Raw genomic sequence first — 20294 nt, forward strand, 5'->3', positions numbered from 1 at the left:
ACCGACCGACGCATCACGTCCAACGCGAGTTTCTTCGCCTTGCCCAAGCTCCGCTTATGGACCGGCCGTTCGTGGACGGCTCAGCAGCCGTCCTTCGCGGCGGCGACCGCCTTCAGCCGGTCCAGGACCCGCGCCGTGGCCGGTATGCGCAGGTGCTCGGGCAGGACGTACGCCGAGATCTTGCGCCGGGAGACGGGCCGGAGCGGACGGCCGGCGACCTTCGGGTGGCGCATGAAGTTGAGGACCAGCGAGGGGAGCATGGCCACTCCCAGCCCTTCCGCGACCAGGCTCTGCACGGCGAGGTTGTCGTCGGTCATGAAGGCGACGTCGGGGACGAAGCCCTCCTCCGCGCACTCGTGCAGCAGGTTCGCCCGGCAGCGGGGGCAGCCGGCGATCCAGCGTTCCCCGGAGAGCTCGGTGAGCCGGACCGCCCGCCGCCGGGCCAGCGGATGCCCGGCCGGCAGCAGTACGGTCAGCTGGTCCTCCAGGAGCGGGATCTCCACCAGCCCCTCCGGCACCTGTTCGTGCAGCCCGGGGTAGGTGAACGCCAGCGAGATGTCGCACTCGCCGCGGGTCAGCCGCCGCAGCGACTCGGGCGGCTCGTTCTCCAGCAGGTCGACGCGCAGGGCGGGGTGGTCGGCCGTCAGCCGGGCCAGGGCCTCGGGGACGAGCGTGGAGTTGGCGCTGGGGAAGGCGCACAGGCGGACCCGTCCGGCCCGCAGCCGCGTGAGCGCGTTCATCTGCTCCTGTGCGGCGGTCATGGCGCCGAGGATGGCCGAGGTGTGCCGGGCCAGCGCCTCACCGGCCTCGGTGAGCCGCAGCCCGCGGCCCACCCGGACGAACAGGGCGGAGCCGGTGTCCCGCTCCAGGGCCTTCATCTGCTGGGTGATCGCGGGCTGGGTGTAGCCGAGGGCACGGGCGGCGGCCGAGTAGGAGCCGGTCCTGACCACCTCGTGGAACGTCTTGATGTGCCGGGAATCGAACACCGGGGCATCATAAGCGGGATTTGGGGTGCCGCCGGGGCGGTGTCCTCCCGTCCTCCTGCGGCTTGCGGGCCACCGCCCCGTACAGCGGGATCACGGCGCTGTCGTCGGTGCTCTCCCCGTCGGCGACTTCGGGATGCCAGGCGGTCAGCTGGTCCAGCCCCGGGCCGACGAGGTCCGACCCTTCGACGAACCGGGCGGATTCCGGGCACCGGCGCAGGGACCGTCCTCGGCGCCGGGGACGGCGACAGGCGACTACCGGCCGATCGCGGCCGGTTCGGATCAGCCGGGAGCGGGAGCGGTGCCGGGAAGGGAGCCGGAGGCGAGGCCGGACAGCAGGACGCGGGTGAAGCCGTGCACCCACTCCTCGTCGGCCGGTTCCGCGCTCACCAGGGTGCGGTGCACCACCGCGCCGGCCACCATGTCGAAGATCAGGTCGACCGTGCGGGCCGCCTCCTCGGTGTCCTGCTCGGCCGGCAGTTCACCGCGTTCCTGGGCGCGGGCGCGGCCCGCGAGGACGAGACGTTTCTGCCGTTCGACGATGGAGGCGCGGATGCGCTCGCGCAGGGCCTCGTCCCGGGTGGCCTCGGCGACCACCGCCATCAGTCCGCTCCTGGCCTCCGGGCGGGCCAGTATGGCGGCGAACTGGAGCACCACGCCCTCGATGTCGGCGGCCAGCGAGCCGCGGTCGGGCAGGGTCAGCTCGTCGAAGAGCTCCGCGACCGCGTCCACGACCAGTTCGTTCTTGCCCGGCCAGCGCCGGTAGAGGGTGGTCTTGGCGACCCCCGCGCGGACCGCCACGTCGCCCAGGGTGAGCTTGGACCAGCCGAGTTCCACCAGGGCCTCGCGGGTCGCGGCCAGGATGGCGGCGTCCGCGGCGGCGTTGCGCGGGCGCCCGGTGCGGCCGGCGGGGGTGGGGCTCTGCATGGCACGACCCTAACCGGCGTGTACCGCGCGGCCGGTCGTGAGAGAGATCACGGGAGAGGGCACGGGGGAAGGGGTGCCGCGCGGACCCTGATCGGTATTACGCTACGACCCGTAGCGAAAGGCCCGCTCGACCGGCGTGCCCGAGCGACGACCACCGGCGCGGGGTGGGGACCCGGCGCCAACACCACACGTACGTCCGGGTTTCCCGGTCGTTTTTCACACACACGCGGTGTACGGGGGAGGATAGACGCATGCAGCCACGGAACATGTCCATGAGCGGGGTCGTCGACCTCGCCGCGGTGAAGGCGGCCCAGGAGGCCAAGGCGAAGGCGGAGCAGGCGCGCGCCGAGACGGCACGGCAGGGCGGCGGAGGTGCGATCTCCCCGGCCGATCTCGTCATCGACGTCGACGAGGCCGGATTCGAGCGCGACGTCCTGCAGCGGTCCACCGAGGTCCCGGTCGTCATCGACTTCTGGGCCGAGTGGTGCGAGCCGTGCAAACAGCTGAGCCCTCTGCTGGAGCGGCTCACCGTCGAGTACAACGGGCGCGTCATGCTCGCCAAGATCGATGTCGACGCCAACCAGATGCTGATGCAGCAGTTCGGGATCCAGGGAATCCCGGCGGTCTTCGCGGTGGTGGCCGGGCAGGCGCTGCCGCTCTTCCAGGGGGCCGCGGGCGAGGAGCAGATCCGCCAGACCTTCGACCAGCTGGTGCAGGTCGGCGAGCAGCGCTTCGGTCTGACCGGTCTCACCGTCGACCCCGACGCCGCGCCGGGCGCGGCCCCGGAGGCCGCCCCGGCCGAGACCGCCGGGCCCTACGACGCCCTGCTGGAGGCCGCCGTCCAGGCGCTGGACAGCGGCGACCTGGCCGGCGCCGTCCAGGCGTACAAGAACGTGCTGGCCGACGACCCGGGCAACCCGGAGGCCGCGCTCGGTCTCGCCCAGGCCGAACTGCTCCAGCGGGTGCAGGGCCTGGACCCGCAGCAGGTCCGCAAGGACGCCGCGGAGAAGCCGGGGGACGCCGCCGCGCAGATCGCGGCCGCCGACCTGGACCTGGTCGGCGGACATGTCGAGGACGCCTTCGGCCGGCTCATCGAGACGGTGGCGCGTACGGCGGGCGACGAGCGTGACGCCGCACGGGTGCGGCTGCTGGAGCTGTTCGAGGTCGTCGGCGCCGAGGATCCGCGGGTGATGGCCGCACGCCGGGCGCTGGCGCGGGCTCTGTTCTAGAGGGGTGAGGCGGGCGGACAGCACCGGGCCCTGAGCGGCCCGGTGTCCGGGCCGCGCCGGTACGGGTGCCGATAGTGCCCGTTCTGCCGGTCGTTCGGTCCGTGGTGCCCGAGTTACGGATGGGCTCACGAGGGCTCGATGCGGCCGCGCTTTACCAAAGCTTGGTAATCGCGGCCGCTGTTACTCCGAGTAAGTTGCGGGCGTTGATCTGTCGGATTCTGTCCACCGAACCATGGTTTTGTACGCCCCTCGCGGTGCACCGAGCGTCGCCGGGCGGAGCCTGCGGGTCGTGACGCGGTTATCCGGCCGTTACTAGCGAGTAACGAACCCCCTTGTGCGGGCGGCGAGAATGCACCACGATCGGCGACGCTCGGTCCCATACCCGCACCCCCGACAGCCGGTCGGGCCGCGGGAACCCAGGGGTCCCCACCGGGCAGAGCCGGCGGCAGTGGTGCCGGCTCTTGGACAGGGGGGTCTTCGTCCTTCGGGTGAAGCCTGTCCAGCAGGGTTGTGCGTGATGCGTGTCAGGCGCGACCAGTGGTTGTCGCTCGGGGGTGATCGCCGGTGATTCGGGCGCGTTGTACGTGTCGTCGAGTTCGGGCGCTCTCCTTCCCGAGGACGTAGCACTTCTCCCATCCCTGCCCGGCTGAGTCACCGTTCATGGCGGCGAGTCAGGACAGGAGATGTACGTCCGAGAAGGAGGAAATATGGAGTCCCAGGTGCGTGGCGGGACGAGATGGAAGCGGTTCGCTGTGGTCATGGTGCCCAGCGTCGCCGCCACGGCGTGTATAGGTGTCGCCCTCGCGCAGGGTGCCCTTGCGGCGTCGTTCAGCGTGTCGGGCCAGTCGTTCAAGGTCACCACGGACGAGCTCGTCGGGACGGGCTTCTCCCAGTACGGTGCCCTGGACGAGGGGTACACCCTCACCGGCAAGAAGACGGTTCACCCCGTCGCGGTCTCGGCGTTCAAGTCGGCGACCATCAAGAACATGTGCCAGTCGGTCGTCACCCCGAACATTCCGGTGCTCGGGAACGTCAGCCTGATGCTGCGTGCCGGACAGGGCGAGCCGGTCGAGGCCAAGAACCTCTACATCGATGTCGCCGACCTGAACGCCGACGCGACGTTCACGAACATCGACATCGGTGTGGCCGCCAAGGACGCCAGCAAGGGTCCGGGTATGAAGGGCGGCGGCGAGCAGGCGAACCCGTACGGCTTCGCCCAGCAGGCCGAGAAGGCCGTCCTGAAGGACGTGAAGCAGACGGCGTGGGCGACCACCGCCGGCACCTTCAAGCTCAGCGGTCTGAAGATGTCGCTCTCCACGGGTGTCAAGGAGTGCTACTAAGCACTCGCTGACGGGCGGGGGGGCCGGTGGCGCCCCCGCCCGTCCACCTTCCCGCCGTGCCTTCACGCGCGGCGCACATCACCACCACAGCAAAGCCGTACCAGGGAGCTGTTTTCCATGAGCGCCGAGACTCCTGCCGCTGCCGGCCAGTTCACCCGCCGCAGGCTGCAGTTCCGCGCCTGGCGGGGCGAACGGCCGTTCTGGGCCGGGCTGTTCGTCATGCTCGGCGGACTCCCCATCGCCTACTTCCCGTACGCGAACCTCCAGATCGGACACCTGACGCTGGCCATGGCGACCACGGCGGGCGCCGGGTCCCTGATCATCGGTGTGCTGCTCGTCGTCCTCGGCGGCAGCATCTGGTTCCAGAAGCACATCCGGGTCTTCGCCGGTGTCGCGGCGATCCTGCTGGCGCTGGTGTCCATCCCGGTGTCCAACATCGGCGGCTTCCTGATCGGCTTCCTCCTCGCCCTGATCGGCGGAGCGATGGCCGTGTCCTGGGCGCCGGGCGCACCTCCCGTCGAGGAGCCGCCGGCCGGCGGCGACGGCCACGGCGGGACTCCGGAGAGCGCGGACGCTGACACCACGGTTCTCGAACCCCTCGACGGCACCGCGCCGGCGGGCGACGAGGACCACTCCCACGCGCCCAAGACGCTGGGAGAGAAAGACCTGTCAGGAACGAGCCCGGCGAACGGGGCGAACGGGAGGCACAGTGCCGGCTGACGAGGTGACCCACGGGACTGATGTGGAGACGTCCCGTGTGAGAACCGGGCCGCGCCACGCGGCACCCAAGAAGCCGTTGTTCACCAGGTTCCACATGCCTGCCGGGAAGGCGATAGCCATCGCGGCGATGCCGACCGCGGTGCTCATGGGGATGGGTTTCACCCCGACTCTCGCCCAGGCCGACGACCAGCCGTCGTCGAAGAACCTGACGGCCGAGGAGTTCAAGGAGTGCCTGGAGGCCATCGAGGAGGCGGAGAAGGGGAAGGACGCCACCGCGTCACCCACCCCGTCCGCGACGGCCGACGACAGCGCGTCCCCGGACGAGGAGCCCTCGGCGGAGCCGACCCCCTCGGCACCCGCGCAGCAGGACCCGGGCAAGGACAGCGACAAGGGATCGGATTCTTCGCCGGATTCAGGTTCCGACGACAAGCCCGAGCCCGAGCCGACGCCCTCCACGTCCGCGGCCGGGCAGGCCGTCGAGCAGCCGGCCGAACCGGCGCCGGCCCCCTCGGAGACCGACCGCAACCTTCTGGAGGAGATCGGGGACGCCATCAAGGACGTCTTCACTCCGAAGGACAAGAAGGAGGAGGAAGAGGCGGGCCCGAGCGCCACCCCGTCCGCCTCCGCCCCGGCCGCCGGGGACGCGGCACAGGAGAAGTCGTCCGAACCGGCGAAGGACACCGCGAAGGACACCGCGAAGGACACCGGCGACCAGGCGTCCGACGGTGCCGCCGGCAAGGCGGAGGACAAGCCCGCCGACCAGCCCGAGGAGAAGGCGGAGGAGAAGGCGGAGGACGACGCGTCCGCGACCCCCGAGGCCACCGCCTCGCCGAGCCCCTCCGAGACCTCCGGCGCCGACCTCGCGGACTGCCCGGTCGCCACCGACGCCGAGGGCGGCGTCGACAACAAGGTCCCGCTGCCCGACACACCCTGGTTCCTGAACGCCAGCTCGCTGACGCTCAAGGGCGCCGACTACAAGGGCATCGTCGAGGTGCGGACCGCCGGCGGGACCACCAAGAAGGTCCTGAAGTACGTCGTCTCCAACGGCACCGACATCGGTGACCTGCACCAGACGGTCAAGGACGAACAGTCCGGCAAGACCTACCACGTGCAGGCCGCGAAGGGCTCGACGTCCACCATCCGCGACGGCGACACCGTGATGTACACGGAGAGCATCTCCGGCAAGCTGCTCGGGCTGATCCCGATCACCTTCGACCCGGAGCACCCTCCGCCGCTGAACATCCCGCTGATCTACTTCACCGACGTGACGGTGCAGCAGGCCGGCCAGTTCGGCGGAACCCTGCACATACCCGGCCTGCACCAGTACGTGACCTGAGCGTCCCGCGGACCCTTCCGGGCGCTGCGGAACCGCGCCGAGGGCGCCCCTCTGTCCGCAGGGGGCGCCCTCGGTCATGTGCGCCGTCAGGCGGTCGGGTCGCCCATGTGGTGGACGCGGACCATGTTGGTGGTGCCGGGGACGCCGGGGGGCGAGCCGGCGGTGATCACCACGATGTCGCCGTCGCTGAAGCGGTTCAGCCTGACCAGCTCCTGCTGCACCAGGTCGACCATCTCGTCGGTGCTGTTCACGAACGGCACCACGTGCGACTCGACGCCCCAGCTGAGCGCCAGCTGGTTGCGGGTCGACTCGTCCGTGGTGAACGCCAGGATCGGCTGGCTCGCGCGGTAGCGGGACAGCCGGCGGGCCGTGTCGCCGGACTGGGTGAAGGCCACCAGGCCCTTGCCGCCGAGGAAGTCGGCGATCTCCGCGGCGGCGCGGGCCACCGAACCGCCCTGGGTACGCGGCTTCTTGCCCGGCACCAGGGGCTGCAGGCCCTTGGAGAGCAGCTCCTGCTCGGCCGCCCGGACGATCTTCGACATCGTCCGCACGGTCTCGATCGGGTACGCGCCCACGCTGGACTCGGCCGACAGCATGACCGCGTCGGCGCCGTCCAGGATCGCGTTGGCCACGTCGGAGGCCTCGGCGCGGGTCGGCCGGGAGTTGGTGATCATCGACTCCATCATCTGGGTCGCCACGATCACCGGCTTGGCGTTGCGCCGGCAGAGCTCGATCAGGCGCTTCTGCACCATGGGGACCTTCTCGAGCGGATACTCCACGGCCAGGTCGCCGCGCGCGACCATGACGGCGTCGAAGGCCGCCACGACGGCCTCCATGTTCTCCACCGCCTGCGGCTTCTCCACCTTGGCGATGACGGGGACCCGGCGGCCCTCCTCGTCCATGATGCGGTGGACGTCGGCGACGTCGCCCGCGTCCCGGACGAAGGACAGCGCGACCAGGTCGCAGCCCATCCGGAGGGCGAAGCGCAGGTCCTCGATGTCCTTCTCGCTCAGCGCGGGCACGTTCACGGCCGCGCCGGGCAGGTTGATGCCCTTGTGGTCGGAGATGACACCGCCCTCGATGACGATCGACTTCACCCGGGAGCCCTCGACGTCCAGCACCTTCAGCTCGACGTTGCCGTCGTTGATCAGGATCTGGTCGCCGCGGTTGACGTCGCCGGGGAGGCCCTTGTAGGTCGTCCCGCAGACCGTCTTGTCGCCCGGGACGTCCTCGGTGGTGATGGTGAACTCGTCACCGCGCACCAGCTCGACGGGGCCCTCGGCGAAGGTCTCCAGGCGGATCTTCGGGCCCTGGAGGTCGGCGAGGACACCGATGGCCCGGCCCGTCTCCTTGGCGGCGGCACGGACCCGGTCGTACCGGCCCTGGTGCTCGGCGTGCGTGCCGTGGCTGAAGTTGAAGCGGGCCACGTTCATGCCGGCTTCGATCAGGGCGACAAGCTGCTCGTGGGAGTCGACCGCGGGGCCGAGAGTACAGACGATTTTCGAACGGCGCATGGGGCGATCCTATCGGTTTGTTTCGCTACGGAATATTCCGTCTGGCGGAAGATACACATGAGAAAGTCCCTGCTCAGTTGTTCTTTCCGACCAGTGCGTAGGTCTGCTGTGCGATCTCCATTTCCTCGTCCGTCGGCACCACCGCCACCGCGACCCGCGCGCCCTCGGGCGAGATCAGCCGCGCCCCGCCGCCGCGTACGGCGTTGCGCCCGCCGTCGACCGCCAGGCCCATCCCTTCCAGGCCCGACACGGCCGCCTCCCGCACCTCGGCGGCGTTCTCCCCGACCCCGGCAGTGAAGGCCACCGCGTCGACCCGTCCGAGAACGGCGTAATAAGCGCCGATGTACTTCTTCAGACGGTGAATGTAGATGTCGAACGCCAGTTCCGCCTGTTCGTCGCCCTCGTCGATCCGGCGCCGGATCTCCCTCATGTCGTTGTCCCCGCACAGTCCGACCAGACCGCTCCTCCTGTTCAGAAGCGTGTCGATCTCGTCGGCCGACATGTCGCCGACGCGCATCAGATGGAAGATGACGGCCGGGTCCATGTCTCCGGACCGCGTACCCATCACCAGCCCCTCCAAGGGCGTCAGTCCCATGGAGGTGTCCACGCAGCGTCCGCCCCGCACGGCCGAGGCGGACGCCCCGTTGCCCAGGTGCAGCACGATGACGTTGACCTCCTCGGGCGCCTTCCCCAGCAGCTTCGCGGTCTCCCGGGAGACATACGCGTGCGAGGTGCCGTGGAAGCCGTAGCGGCGGATGCGGTGCTCGTCGGCGGTCTTCACGTCGATCGCGTAGCGGGCGGCCGACTCCGGCATCGTGGTGTGGAAGGAGGTGTCGAAGACGGCGACCTGCGGCAGGTCCGGGCGCAGCGCCATGGCCGTGCGGATGCCGGTGAGGTTGGCCGGGTTGTGCAGCGGGGCCACCGGGATCAGCCGCTCGATCTCCGCGAGTACCGGGTCGTCGATCACCGTCGGCTCGGTGAAGTGCTTCCCCCCGTGCACCACGCGGTGGCCGATCGCGGCCAGCTCGGGGGAGTCCAGGCCGAGACCGTCGGCGGCCAGCTCCCCGGCCATCGCCTTCAGCGCGGCGTCGTGGTCGGCGACCTGTCCGGTCCGCTCCCGGACCTCCCCGCCCGGTGCGAGAGGGGTGTGGCGGACCAGGGACGTCCGCTCGCCGATCCGCTCGATCAGGCCGGTGGCCAGCCGGCTGCTGGTGTCCATGTCCAGGAGCTGGTACTTCACCGACGAGGATCCGGAGTTGAGGACGAGGACACGGGTGGGGGTGCTCACTGGGCGGCTGCCTTCTCGCTCGGGGCCGCGGCCGGGGACGGCGACGGGACCGGGGACTGGGCCTGGATCGCCGTGATGGCGACGGTGTTGACGATGTCCTGGACCAGGGCGCCCCGGGACAGGTCGTTGACCGGCTTGCGCAGCCCCTGGAGCACCGGCCCGACGGCGATCGCGCCGGCCGAGCGCTGCACGGCCTTGTAGGTGTTGTTACCGGTGTTCAGGTCGGGGAAGATCAGCACGGTCGCCTGACCGGCCACCTCCGAGCCCGGCAGCTTCGTCGCCGCGACCGACGGCTCCACGGCCGCGTCGTACTGGATGGGCCCCTCGATCCGCAGATCCGGCCGGCGGGAGCGCAGCAGTTCGGTGGCGGTGCGCACCTTGTCCACGTCGGCGCCGGAACCGGAGGTGCCCGTCGAGTACGAGAGCATCGCGATCCGCGGCTCGACACCGAACCGCGCGGCCGTCACCGCCGACTGCACGGCGATGTCGGCGAGCTGCTCGGCGTCCGGGTCGGGGTTGACCGCGCAGTCGCCGTAGACGAGCACCTTGTCGGCCAGGCACATGAAGAAGACCGAGGAGACGATCCGCGCGTCCTCGCGGGTCTTGATGATCTCGAAGGCCGGCCGGATGGTCGCGGCCGTGGAGTGCACCGAGCCGGACACCATGCCGTCGGCGAGGCCCTCCTGCACCATCAGCGTGCCGAAGTAGTTCACGTCGGAGACGACGTCGTAGGCCAGCTCGACGGTCACGCCCCGGTGGGCACGCAGGGCCGCGTACCGCTCGGCGAAGGAGTCCCGCAGCTCGGAGGTGGCCGGGTCGATCAGCCGGGTTCCGCCCAGGTCGACGCCGAGGTCGGCGGCCTTCTTGCGGATCTGGTCGACGTCGCCGAGCAGGGTCAGCTCGCACACGCCCCGGCGCAGCAGTACCTCCGCCGCGTGCAGCACCCGCTCCTCGGTGCCCTCGGGGAGCACCACCCGGCGCAGGTCGGAACGGGCCTGCTCGAGCAGCTTGTGCTCGAACATCATCGGGGTGACCCGGTCGCTGCTCGGCGCGGAGACGCGCCGGGTGAGCTCCGCGGTGTCGGTGTGCCGCTCGAAGAGGCCGAGCGCCCGCTCCGCCTTGCGCGGGGTGGCCGCGTTCAGCTTCCCCTCCAGGGAGAAGAGCTGCTCGGCGGTGGGGAAGCTGGTGCCGGGCACCGAGAGCACCGGTGTGCCGGGGGCGAGCCGGTCGGCGAGGGTGAGGATGTGCCGGGCCGGGACCTCGTCCAGGGTGAGCAGGACCCCGGCGATCGGCGGGGTGCCGGCGCTGTGCGCGGCCAGGGCGCCGACGACCAGGTCCGCGCGGTCGCCCGGGGTCATCACCAGACAGCCCGGGGTCAGCGCGGCGAGGAGGTTCGGCAGCATGGCGCCGCCGAAGACGAAGTCCAGGGCGTCGCGGGCGAGTCCGGAGTCGTCGCCGAGCACCACCTTGGCGCCGAGGGTGTGCGCGATCTGGGAGACGGTGGGGGCGGAGAGCGCCGGCTCGTCGGGAAGCACGTAGCAGGGCACCGGCAGCCGGTCGGCGAGCCGCTCGGCGATCTCGTCCCGGTCCTCGCGGGCGACGCGGTTGACCGCCATGGCGAGCACGTCGCAGCCGAGGGTGGCGTAGGCGCGGTAGGCGTTGCGGGTCTCGGCGCGCACCGACTCGGCGGTCTGCCTGCGCCCGCCCACGACCGGGATCACCGAGGCGCCGAACTCGTTGGCGAGCCGGGCGTTCAGGGCCAGTTCGTCGGGAAACTGGGTGTCGGCGTAGTCGGTGCCGAGGACGAGCACGACGTCGTAGTCGCGGGCGACCAGGTGGAACCGGTCGACGAGGGTGGACACCAGCTCGTCCGTGCCCTGCTCGGCCTGGAGCGCGGACGCCTCGTGGTAGTCGAGGCCGTAGACGGTCGCCGGGTCCTGGGTGAGCCGGTAGCGGGCCCGCAGCAGTTCGAAGAGCCGGTCCGGGCCGTCGTGCACCAGGGGACGGAACACACCCACCCGGTCGACCTGCCGGGTCAGGAGCTCCATGACCCCGAGCTCGACGACCTGCCTGCCGTCGCCGCGGTCGATACCGGTCACGTACACGCTGCGGGTCACGCGCGCTCTCCGTTTCGTCGGGGGGCCGCAAGAGTCGTCGGCGGGTCGCGGGAGTCAACTCGCGGCCAGAAAAATCGCCCACCGAGGTGAGCGGATCCCTCTTGACAATACCTCCGCCGCTAGTTAGGGCGCCTGCCCGTCCGGCGTCGGCGGCGCACCGGACGGCATGAAACAATCGTGACTGGCTCACCGGTATCGACAGGGACCAGGAGACACAGCACGATGCGAATCGGAGTTCTCACCGCAGGCGGCGACTGCCCCGGCCTGAACGCAGTGATCCGGTCGGTCGTGCACCGCGCGATCGACAACTACGGCGACGAGGTCATCGGTTTCGAGGACGGCTACTCGGGCCTGCTCGACGGCCGCTACCGCAGCCTCGACCTGGACGCGGTCAGCGGCATCCTGGCGCGGGGCGGCACCATACTGGGCTCCTCCCGGCTGGAACGCGACCGGCTGCGCGAGGCCTGCGAGAACGCCTCGGACATGATCCGCGACTTCGGGATCGACGCGCTGATCCCGATCGGCGGCGAGGGCACGCTCACGGCGGCGCACATGCTGTCCGAGGCGGGCCTGCCGGTGGTCGGCGTGCCGAAGACGATCGACAACGACATCTCCTCCACCGACCGCACCTTCGGCTTCGACACCGCGGTCGGCGTGGCCACCGAGGCCATGGACCGCCTCAAGACCACCGCCGAGTCCCACCAGCGGGTGATGGTCGTCGAGGTCATGGGCCGGCACGCGGGCTGGATCGCCCTGGAGTCCGGCATGGCCGCCGGCGCCCACGGCATCTGTCTGCCCGAGCGCCCCTTCGACCCCGCCCAGTTGGTGAAGATGGTCGAGGAACGTTTCGCCCGCGGCAAGAAGTTCGCGGTCATCTGCGTCGCCGAGGGCGCCCACCCGGCCGACGGCACCATGGACTACGGCAAGGGTGAGATCGACAAGTTCGGCCACGAGCGCTTCCAGGGCATCGGTACGGCCCTGGCGTACGAGCTGGAGCGCCGTCTCGGCAAGGAGGCCAAGCCCGTCATCCTCGGCCACGTCCAGCGCGGCGGCGTCCCCACGGCCTACGACCGCGTCCTCGCCACCCGCTTCGGCTGGCACGCGGTGGAGGCGGCGCACCAGGGCCGGTTCGGCAGGATGACCTCGCTGCGCGGCACCGACATCGTGATGGTGCCCCTGGCCGAGGCGGTCACCGAACTGAAGACGGTCCCCAAGGACCGGATGGACGAGGCGGAGTCGGTCTTCTAGGCCGCACGCGGGGCCGGCGCTCCCGGCCCCGCCGCCCCGGGCGGGCCGCCGCACGTCATGCGGCGCGTTCCGGCAGGGGCGCGGCGGCGGTGAAGTGCGTGGTGTCCGCGGGGACACCGGTGTGTTCCGCACCGTTGTCCTCGCGGTAGCGCCATGCGAACGGCACTCCGCGTGCCGTCATCACGTCGGGGCCGTCCATCAGCTGGAAGTGCAGGTGCGGCTCGGAGGAGTTGCCGGAGTTGCCGCACTCGGCGATCTTCCGGCCGGCCGGCACCCGGTCGCCCACGGCCACCTCCAGCGAGCCGCGCCGCAGATGCGCGAAAGCCGCGTACACGCCGTCGCCGAGGTCCAGGATGACGTGGTTGCCCATCAGGTGCCTGGGCCAGCCGAGCCCGCGGACGAAGCCCTCCAGGCAGAGGAAGAGGAAGGCGGGCAGGGACATGCGCGACAGATGGTCCCGCTGCCGTTCCGCCGTCGCGACCACCACCGCGTCGGCGGGTGTGAGCAGCGGCATGCCGTAGGTGGGGTAGCGGCGGGGGTTCCTGGCGACCGGCCAGAGCCAGCGGAAGGGCGGGGCCGCCGGCACGGCCCCCTCCCCGTCCCCGCCTTCCCCGGGCACGTGCTTCAGGTCGATGGCGTACGTCTGCGCATGGCTGTGCGTGTGGCTGGGGACCTTCGTGGCCGGTCCGTTGAGCGCCAGCCAGCGCCCGGTGACCGGAACGCCGAGCAGTACCGGCTCACGGTCCAGGGGCGGACGCTGGGTGCGGATCAGGGTCATCCGCATGATCTGGCCGACGATCAGCAGCGCCACGCCGGTGTACCACAGGGGGCCGATCCCCTGCGCGTTCACCACAATGCACAGGGCGCCGGCGGCGAACACCAGACCGTAGCGCTTCCACAGCATCGTGAGCATGTGCATGTGCACCTCTTCGCAGGTGTGTCGGTTTCAGGGTGGTGTCGGCATCCTGTCACGCCGGAACAACGGCCTCCGGGGCGGTTGTCAGGAGGTGCCGACAGGGGGCAACTGCCGGGCGCCGGCAGGTGGCGTCGCGCTCCGTCAGCTCCAGATGACCATCGCGGGCCCTCAGCCTGCCGTCCTCGATGACGAGGATCTCGTCGGCGCTCGCGGTGGTGGAGACGCGACGGGCGATCGTGAGCACCTGGCAGCCGGCGCCGATGGTGGTGAGGGCGGAACGCGGCGCCTTCTCGGAGTGGGAGTCGGGGTTCGAGGTGACCTCGTCCGGCAGAAGTACCGCGGGGCGGGTCAGCAGGGCCCTGGCGATGGCCAGACGCTGCCGCCGGCCGCCGGAGAGTCCGATGCCGCCCTCGCCGAGATCGGTCTCGAGGCCGTCCGGAAGGGCGGCGACGAGGTCGGTGAGGTGGGCTGCCTCCAGCGCCCGGGTGATCTGTTCCGCCGTGGCACCGGGCCTGGCGTGGACGAGGTTCTCGCGGACCGTGCCCCGCATGAGGGGGAGTCCTGCTCGACCAGGCCGATGCGCGGACACCACCGATGCTGACCCCGCGGCGGCGAAGCAGTGCGCGGCCGGCCGGCCCCGGCGGTGCCGCCGGGAGGCGCGGTGGTCACGAGGGGAGGGCCGGCCGCCGGACGCGGACCGCCCGCGCACCGGTGCGCGCCGCGCGGCGGTTCACCGGCCCTGTTCCCCGACCGTCGTCCAGAAGTGTTCGACGATCCGCTCGAGGAACTCCCGGCCGCTGTCGCCCGCGTCGCCGTGGCCGCCGCCCCGGCTGAGCGTGGCGGCCATCTGGCCCCGGTAGTCCCGGTGCAGCCGGTGGAGCGCCTCCTCCAGCCGTCGCCGCTCCAGCGGCACGATCCCCGAGACCGGCCGCACATACGCCTGCCAGCGCGTCGTCACCGCACCGCGCAGCATCTCCGCGAGCCGGTCCTCCCGTCCGGTGACGGTGATGACGTCGGCCAGGGACAGGCCGAGCAGCCGGGCCAGGGCGGCGGACTGCCGCTCGCTGCCGCGCCACCGGTCCGTCTCCTCCATCCGCAGATACGCCTGGAGTTCGTGGCCGACCGTGCGGGCGACGTCCTCGGGCGCCAGACCGCGCGCGACGCGGTGCTCGCGCAAGGTGCGCGGGCGCCCGATGAGTTCACCGGGGGAGCACCACAGCACACCGGCCAGCGCGACCAGTTCGGGATGCGAGGGGGCGGCGGACCCGCGTTCCCAGGCGGCGACGAGCGCCGGGGTGACGTACGGCAGCCCGTAGGAGACGCGCAGGGTGTGGGCCACCTGCTCCGGGCCCAAACCCAGAGCGGCCCGCAGCCGAAAGGCGACGGGGGCGTTGAGCGGCGGCGGACGGCGGTCGGTGCGAGCGGCGGGTCGGTCCACGGTCCACAAGCTAGGGCCGCCCGCGAGGGATGACTACGGACTGTTCGGCCAGGATCACTGATTGTAGGAAGGTACGGCTACCGGCCGGTCGGCCGCCGGGGACGGGCGGTCACCCTTCTTCCACCCCCGGTCCTCCCGACCGGGAAACGCAAGCTCAGGGGGCATATGCGTACGTCGGCGCCGGAACCCGCGCTTCCCGGTTCGGGGCGCGGACGCACGGGGCTCGCATGCCCGTACGGCGACGTGGCCCGCGCGGACCCCCGCACCAGGACCGCACGCGCGGCGCAAACCGGTCGTTCCGCTCCCGCCGGACCTCAGCACCCGGGCACCCACCGGTACCGCAGCTCCGGTCGCCCCACCGTCCCGTACTGCGGGCGGCGTGCCGCGCGGCCCGCGTCCACCAGGTGCTCCAGGTAGCGGCGGGCGGTGATGCGGGAGATGCCGACCGCCTCCGCGACACCGGCCGCGGTGAGCCCTTCCCCGGCGTCCCGCAGGGCCACGGTCACCCGCTCCAGCGTGGGGGCGCTCAGCCCCTTCGGCAGGGCGGCCGGTCCGGGTGCGCGCAGGGCGGCCAGCGCCCGGTCCACCTCGTCCTGGCCGCTGGCCTCACCGACGGCCGCGTGGAACTCGGTGTAGCGCAGCAGCCGGTCCCGCAGCGTCGCGAACGTGAACGGCTTCAGCACGTACTGCACCACCCCGAGCGACACCCCCTCGCGTACGACCGTGAGGTCCCGGGCGGAGGTCACCGCGATCACATCGGCGTGGTGGCCGGCCGTCCGCAGCGAGCGGGCCAGCTGGAGGCCGTGCACATCGGGCAGGTGCAGGTCGAGGAGGAGCAGGTCGACGGGCGTGCGCTCCAGCATCCGGCGGGCCTGCGCACCGGTGTGCGCCTTGCCGACCGCGACGAATCCGGGCACCCGGCCGACGTACATCACATGGGCGTCGGCGGCGACCGGATCGTCCTCGACCACCAGCACCCTGATCGGCTGCCCGGCGCTCACCCGGCGCCTCCCGCGACCCGTGTGACCCGCGTGTCCGAGGCTTCCCCGAGCGGCAGCCGCGCCTCGAACACCGCGCCGCCACCGTCCCCGGAGTCCCCGGAGGTGACCGACAGGGTTCCGCCGTGCCGGGCCACCGCCTGCCGGACGAGGGCGAGGCCCAGGCCACGCCCGTCCGGCCCGGAGGGTTTGGTGCTGAAGCCACGCCGGAAGACCGCCTCCGCGTGGTCCGGGTCCACCCCGGGCCCGGTGTCCGAGACCCGCAGGACCAGTACCGAGCCGCCGTCGCCGGTCAGCGCCGTCACCGTCACCCGGGGCCGCACCCCGCCCTGCGCCGCGTCCACGGCGTTGTCTATCAGGTTGCCGAGGATGGTCACCAGGTCCCGGGCGGGCAGCGAGTCCGGGAGCAGACCGTCGTCCAGGCGGCTGTCGGGCGACACCAGCAGCTCCACGCCCCGCTCGTTGGCCTGCGCCGTCTTGCCCAGCAGCAGCGCCGCCAGCACCGGCTCGCTCACCGCCGCGACCACCTGGTCGGTCAGCGCCTGCGCCAGCTCCAGCTCGGCCGTCGCGAAGTCCACCGCCTCCTCCGCCCGGCCCAGCTCGATCAGCGAGACCACGGTGTGCAGCCGGTTGGCCGCCTCGTGCGCCTGCGACCGCAGCGCCTGGGTGAAGCCGCGCTCCGAGTCCAGCTCGCCCGTCAGCGACTGGAGCTCCGTCACGTCGCGCAGCGTCACCACCGAACCGCGCCGCTGGCCGCCGGTGACCGGCGAGGTGTTCACCACCAGCACCCGGTCCGCCGTCAGGTGCACCTCGTCCACCCGGGGCTCCGAGGCGAGCAGCGCACCCGTCAGCGGCGCCGGAAGATCCAGCGAGGCGACCGATCTGCCCACCACGTCCTCCCCGTCCTCGTCACGGTTCACTCCCAGCAGCTCCCGGCCGCCGTCGTTGATCAGCGCCACCCGGTACTGCCCGTCCAGCATCAGCAGCCCCTCGCGCACGGCGTGCAGCGCGGCCTGATGGTAGTCGTGCATATGGCTGAGCTCGGCCGCGTTCATCCCGTGGGTGTGACGGCGCAGCCGGGCGTTGATGACGTACGTGCCGATCGCGCCCAGCCCGAGCGCTCCGGCCGCGACCGCGAGCAGCGCGGTCAGCTGTCCCTGGGCGCGCCGGCTGATCACGTCGACCCGTATGCCCGCGCTGACCAGGCCGACGATCCGGTCGCCGTCCAGGATCGGGGTGACCGCCCGCACCGACGGGCCGAGGGTACCGGTGTAGGTCTCCGTGAAGGTGCGGCCCTGAAGCGCCGGTGCCGTGTTGCCCTGGAAGGTCAGGCCGATCTGGTCCGGGTCGGGGTGGGTCCAGCGGATGCCCCGCGGATCCATGACCGTGACGAAGTCGACGTCGGTGTCGCGCACCACCGCCAGCGCGTACGGCTGGAGCCCGGCCGACGGGTCGGCCGTACGGATCGCCTCCCGCACGGAGGGCGAGTCGGCGACCGAACGGGTCACCGCGGTGGCCTGGCGCTCGGCCGCCTCCTCGGCCTGGCCGCGGTCACTCACGTAGGTGAACAGCGCGTACCCGGCCACGACGACCGCGATGAGCACGGCCTGCATGGCGAAGAGCTGGCCCGCGAGACTGCGGGGCCCGGGGACGGGGAAACGCATCCGGCCAGTCTGCCCGCCCGTTCCGCGGTGAACTAAATGAACGGAAGGGTGACCACGCTCACAGGGCGCGACATAGTCACGGCGTTCCCCCAGGGCCGGACGGGCCCTGACCCATCCCCCGGACGTGAGCCGCACGCCGGTGATGCCGACGACGACGTCAAGGAGGGCCGCCGTGACCGACACAGCCGCTACGCCACCAGCCGCACCCCGAGCCAAGCGCGACCGCACGCACTATCTCTACATCGGGGTGATCATCGCGGTCGCCCTCGGCATCGCCGTCGGTCTGATCGCGCCCGATTTCGCGGTCGAGCTGAAGCCGATCGGCACCGGGTTCGTGAACCTGATCAAGATGATGATCTCGCCGATCATCTTCTGCACCATCGTGCTGGGCATCGGCTCCGTGCGGAAGGCCGCCAAGGTCGGCGCGGTCGGCGGCATCGCGCTCGGCTACTTCATGGTGATGTCGGTCGTCGCGCTCGGCATCGGCCTGATCGTGGGCAACATCCTGGACCCGGGCACCGGCCTCGCGGTCACCGACGCGGTCAAGGAGACCGGCCACGCGCAGGTCGACGCGGAGGCCAAGGACACCGCCGAGTTCCTGCTCGGCATGATCCCGACCACGATCGTGTCCGCCTTCACCGCGGGCGAGGTCCTGCAGACCCTGCTGATCGCCCTGCTCTGCGGCTTCGCCCTGCAGGCCATGGGCGACGCGGGCCGGCCGGTCCTGCGCGGCATCGAGCACATCCAGCGGCTGGTCTTCCGCGTCCTCGCCATGATCATGTGGGCCGCCCCGGTCGGTGCCTTCGGCGCCATGGCCGCGGTCACCGGCTCCGCCGGGCTGGACGCCCTGAAGAGCCTCGCGGTGCTGATGCTCGGCTTCTACGTCACCTGTGTGCTGTTCATCTTCGTGGTGCTCGGCACGATGCTGCGGATCATCGCGGGCCTCAACATCTGGACCCTCTTCCGCTACCTGGGCCGTGAGTTCCTGCTGATCCTGTCGACCTCCTCCTCCGAGTCGGCGCTGCCCCGCCTCATCGCGAAGATGGAGCACCTGGGAGTCAGCAAGCCGGTGGTCGGCATCACCGTCCCGACCGGCTACTCCTTCAACCTCGACGGCACCATGATCTACATGACCATGGCCTCGCTGTTCATCGCCGACGCCATGGGTACGCCGATGTCGATCGGCGAGCAGATCCCGCTGCTGCTGTTCCTGCTGGTCGCCTCGAAGGGCGCCGCCGGTGTGACCGGCGCCGGCCTGGCGACGCTGGCCGGCGGTCTGCAGTCGCACAAGCCCGCCCTGGTGGACGGCATCGGCCTCATCGTCGGCATCGACCGCTTCATGAGCGAGGCCCGCGCCCTGACGAACTTCGCGGGCAACGCGGTCGCCACGGTGCTGGTCGGCACCTGGACCAAGGAGATCGACAGGAAGCGGGTGAACGAGGTCCTCTCCGGACGTGCCCCGTTCGACGAGAAGACGCTGCTGGACGACCACGGCGCCGAGCCGGAGCCGGTCGCCGGGCAGAGCGGCGAGAAGGAGCCGGCGAGGGCCTGACGAGGTCGCCGCTCACCCCTTGTCCCGGGCGGCCGGACGCTCCCCCGCTCCGGCCGCCCCGCCACGGAGGCGCCCCGTCGGCGCCTCCCCCGCCGGGCGGCGGGGCTCCACCCCCGTGAGCCCTGTCGCCCGGCCTTTCGCGTCGGTCCCCGCGCTTGCCCTGACGCCGACGTCAAGGATTACGTTCGGCGGTATGCGAATCGGCGAGCTGGCCGCACGTGCCGGGACGACCCCGCGGACCCTGCGGTACTACGAATCCCGCGGGCTGCTGCCCGTGCGGCGGTCCGCCAACGGTTACCGGACCTACGACGAGAGCGATCTGCAGTTGCTGCGGCAGATCCGCACGCTCCAGGACTTCGGCTTCGGTCTGGAGGAGACCCGCCCCTTCGTGGAGTGCCTGCGGGCCGGACACCCCGAGGGCGACACCTGTCCCGCCTCGCTCGAGGTCTACCGGCGCAAGCTGGACGAGCTCGACGCCCTCATCGGTGAGCTGCGGACGGTGCGGGAGAAGGTCGGGCGGCAGCTGACACGCGCCGAGGCGGTGCGGGACCGGCTGGCCGCCGACGCCGCGGCCCCGGGTGGTCCGGAGCCGGTGTGTGAACTGGGAGGGGAGCCACGGTGAGAGGTGTGCCCGAGGTGAGCGATGAGAACTTCGCGGCGGAGGTGATCGGGGCGGAGCTGCCGGTGCTGGTGGAGTTCACCGCCGACTGGTGCCCGCCGTGCCGGCAGATGGCCCCGGTGCTGAGCGCGCTGGCCGCGCAGGAGGAAGGCAGGCTGAAGGTGGTCCAGCTGAATGTGGACGCCAATCCGGACACGACCCACGCGTACAAGGTGCTGTCGATGCCGACCTTCATCGTGTTCCGGGACGGGGAGCCGCTGCGGTCGATGGTGGGGGCCAGGCCCCGGCGGCGGCTGCTGGAGGAGCTACGGGACGTGCTCTGACCTGGTAGGCGACACAGAAGAACCCCCGGGCAATTGCGCCCGGGGGTTTCTTCTGCGTATATTCATTGATTCGCGACTTCGG

General features: G+C 71.4%; 18 protein-coding genes. 8 read left to right on the forward strand and 10 right to left on the reverse strand.

All coding sequences use genetic code 11. From position 1 onward, the window contains the following. Positions 1-80: 80 nt before the first annotated feature. On the reverse strand, positions 81-986 hold the full coding sequence (locus HTV45_RS30045) for a LysR family transcriptional regulator (RefSeq protein WP_215209060.1): 906 nt from the start codon (positions 984-986) through the stop codon (positions 81-83). A 279-nt stretch (positions 987-1265) separates the two neighbouring features. Then, on the reverse strand, positions 1266-1910 hold the full coding sequence (locus tag HTV45_RS30055; RefSeq protein WP_215209062.1) for a TetR/AcrR family transcriptional regulator: 645 nt from the start codon (positions 1908-1910) through the stop codon (positions 1266-1268). Between the two features lie 251 nt (positions 1911-2161). On the opposite strand from HTV45_RS30055, the gene HTV45_RS30060 reads away from it, so the two are divergent. The 4 genes from HTV45_RS30060 (at position 2162) to HTV45_RS30075 (ending at position 6535) form a co-directional block, all read left to right on the forward strand. Beyond that, the gene (locus HTV45_RS30060; protein WP_215209063.1) at positions 2162-3139 is read left to right on the forward strand and encodes a tetratricopeptide repeat protein; all 978 of its coding nucleotides are present in this window, start codon (positions 2162-2164) and stop codon (positions 3137-3139) included. 707 nt (positions 3140-3846) lie between these two features. Beyond that, positions 3847-4479: a DUF6230 family protein gene (locus HTV45_RS30065; protein WP_215209064.1), complete on the forward strand. Its 633-nt coding sequence runs from the start codon at positions 3847-3849 to the stop codon at positions 4477-4479. Between the two features lie 117 nt (positions 4480-4596). Further along, entirely contained in the window at positions 4597-5199 is a 603-nt protein-coding gene (locus HTV45_RS30070; protein WP_215209065.1) for a DUF6114 domain-containing protein, read from the forward strand. Beyond that, positions 5189-6535, forward strand: coding sequence for a hypothetical protein (locus tag HTV45_RS30075; protein ID WP_215209066.1), 1347 nt, complete (start codon positions 5189-5191; stop codon positions 6533-6535). Before HTV45_RS30070 ends, HTV45_RS30075 begins: the two co-directional genes overlap by 11 nt. Before the next feature lie 86 nt (positions 6536-6621). On the opposite strand, the gene pyk is transcribed toward HTV45_RS30075, so the two are convergent. The 3 genes from pyk to pta form a co-directional block, all read right to left on the reverse strand. Beyond that, positions 6622-8049, reverse strand: coding sequence for a pyruvate kinase (pyk, locus tag HTV45_RS30080; protein WP_215209067.1), 1428 nt, complete (start codon positions 8047-8049; stop codon positions 6622-6624). 73 nt (positions 8050-8122) lie between these two features. Next, positions 8123-9337, reverse strand: a complete 1215-nt coding sequence (locus HTV45_RS30085; RefSeq protein WP_215209068.1) for an acetate kinase — start codon at positions 9335-9337, stop codon at positions 8123-8125. After that, a complete protein-coding gene (gene pta, locus HTV45_RS30090) occupies positions 9334-11454 on the reverse strand; it encodes a phosphate acetyltransferase (RefSeq protein WP_215209069.1) in 2121 nt (706 codons plus the stop codon). The genes HTV45_RS30085 and pta overlap by 4 nt, the downstream gene beginning before the upstream one ends. 222 nt (positions 11455-11676) lie before the next feature. Between pta and HTV45_RS30095 the strand changes: the two genes are divergently transcribed. Then, positions 11677-12702: an ATP-dependent 6-phosphofructokinase gene (locus HTV45_RS30095; protein WP_215209070.1), complete on the forward strand. Its 1026-nt coding sequence runs from the start codon at positions 11677-11679 to the stop codon at positions 12700-12702. Positions 12703-12757: 55 nt separating this feature from the next. Here HTV45_RS30095 and HTV45_RS30100 read toward each other — a convergent pair whose 3' ends face one another. From HTV45_RS30100 to HTV45_RS30120, 5 genes are all read right to left on the reverse strand, one after another. Then, positions 12758-13615, reverse strand: coding sequence for a M23 family metallopeptidase (locus tag HTV45_RS30100; protein WP_215209082.1), 858 nt, complete (start codon positions 13613-13615; stop codon positions 12758-12760). Positions 13616-13670: 55 nt separating this feature from the next. Further along, positions 13671-14168: an ABC transporter ATP-binding protein gene (locus tag HTV45_RS30105; RefSeq protein WP_215209071.1), complete on the reverse strand. Its 498-nt coding sequence runs from the start codon at positions 14166-14168 to the stop codon at positions 13671-13673. A 180-nt stretch (positions 14169-14348) separates the two neighbouring features. Then, positions 14349-15065, reverse strand: a complete 717-nt coding sequence (locus tag HTV45_RS30110) for a helix-turn-helix transcriptional regulator (RefSeq protein ID WP_215209072.1) — start codon at positions 15063-15065, stop codon at positions 14349-14351. Between the two features lie 305 nt (positions 15066-15370). Further along, positions 15371-16057, reverse strand: coding sequence for a response regulator (locus tag HTV45_RS30115; RefSeq protein WP_215209073.1), 687 nt, complete (start codon positions 16055-16057; stop codon positions 15371-15373). Further along, entirely contained in the window at positions 16054-17718 is a 1665-nt protein-coding gene (locus tag HTV45_RS30120) for a sensor histidine kinase (protein ID WP_215209074.1), read from the reverse strand. Before HTV45_RS30120 ends, HTV45_RS30115 begins: the two co-directional genes overlap by 4 nt. A gap of 172 nt (positions 17719-17890) precedes the next feature. Here HTV45_RS30120 and HTV45_RS30125 point away from each other — a divergent pair, with 172 nt between their 5' ends. From HTV45_RS30125 to HTV45_RS30135, 3 genes are all read left to right on the forward strand, one after another. Continuing rightward, positions 17891-19270, forward strand: a complete 1380-nt coding sequence (locus tag HTV45_RS30125) for a cation:dicarboxylase symporter family transporter (protein ID WP_215209075.1) — start codon at positions 17891-17893, stop codon at positions 19268-19270. A gap of 193 nt (positions 19271-19463) precedes the next feature. Continuing rightward, positions 19464-19892, forward strand: coding sequence for a MerR family transcriptional regulator (locus HTV45_RS30130; RefSeq protein WP_215209076.1), 429 nt, complete (start codon positions 19464-19466; stop codon positions 19890-19892). Next, positions 19889-20212 (forward strand): thioredoxin domain-containing protein, encoded by a 324-nt coding sequence (locus tag HTV45_RS30135; RefSeq protein ID WP_308309785.1) that lies wholly within the window; start codon positions 19889-19891, stop codon positions 20210-20212. Before HTV45_RS30130 ends, HTV45_RS30135 begins: the two co-directional genes overlap by 4 nt. The last annotated feature ends 82 nt before the right edge of the window (positions 20213-20294 follow it).

This window comes from Streptomyces sp. CHD11 (assembly GCF_018638295.1).
GTDB lineage: Bacteria > Actinomycetota > Actinomycetes > Streptomycetales > Streptomycetaceae > Streptomyces.

Excerpts from the sequence above, each read along its gene's own strand:
- HTV45_RS30055 (WP_215209062.1), bottom strand. The coding sequence starts at position 1,910 with ATGCAGAGCCCCACCCCCGCCGGCCGCACCGGGCGCCCGCGCAACGCC.
- HTV45_RS30060 (WP_215209063.1), top strand. The coding sequence starts at position 2,162 with ATGCAGCCACGGAACATGTCCATGAGCGGGGTCGTCGACCTCGCCGCG.
- HTV45_RS30065 (WP_215209064.1), top strand. The coding sequence starts at position 3,847 with ATGGAGTCCCAGGTGCGTGGCGGGACGAGATGGAAGCGGTTCGCTGTG.
- HTV45_RS30070 (WP_215209065.1), top strand. The coding sequence starts at position 4,597 with ATGAGCGCCGAGACTCCTGCCGCTGCCGGCCAGTTCACCCGCCGCAGG.
- pyk (WP_215209067.1), bottom strand. The coding sequence starts at position 8,049 with ATGCGCCGTTCGAAAATCGTCTGTACTCTCGGCCCCGCGGTCGACTCC.
- HTV45_RS30095 (WP_215209070.1), top strand. The coding sequence starts at position 11,677 with ATGCGAATCGGAGTTCTCACCGCAGGCGGCGACTGCCCCGGCCTGAAC.
- HTV45_RS30100 (WP_215209082.1), bottom strand. The coding sequence starts at position 13,615 with ATGCTCACGATGCTGTGGAAGCGCTACGGTCTGGTGTTCGCCGCCGGC.
- HTV45_RS30105 (WP_215209071.1), bottom strand. The coding sequence starts at position 14,168 with ATGCGGGGCACGGTCCGCGAGAACCTCGTCCACGCCAGGCCCGGTGCC.
- HTV45_RS30120 (WP_215209074.1), bottom strand. The coding sequence starts at position 17,718 with ATGCGTTTCCCCGTCCCCGGGCCCCGCAGTCTCGCGGGCCAGCTCTTC.
- HTV45_RS30130 (WP_215209076.1), top strand. The coding sequence starts at position 19,464 with ATGCGAATCGGCGAGCTGGCCGCACGTGCCGGGACGACCCCGCGGACC.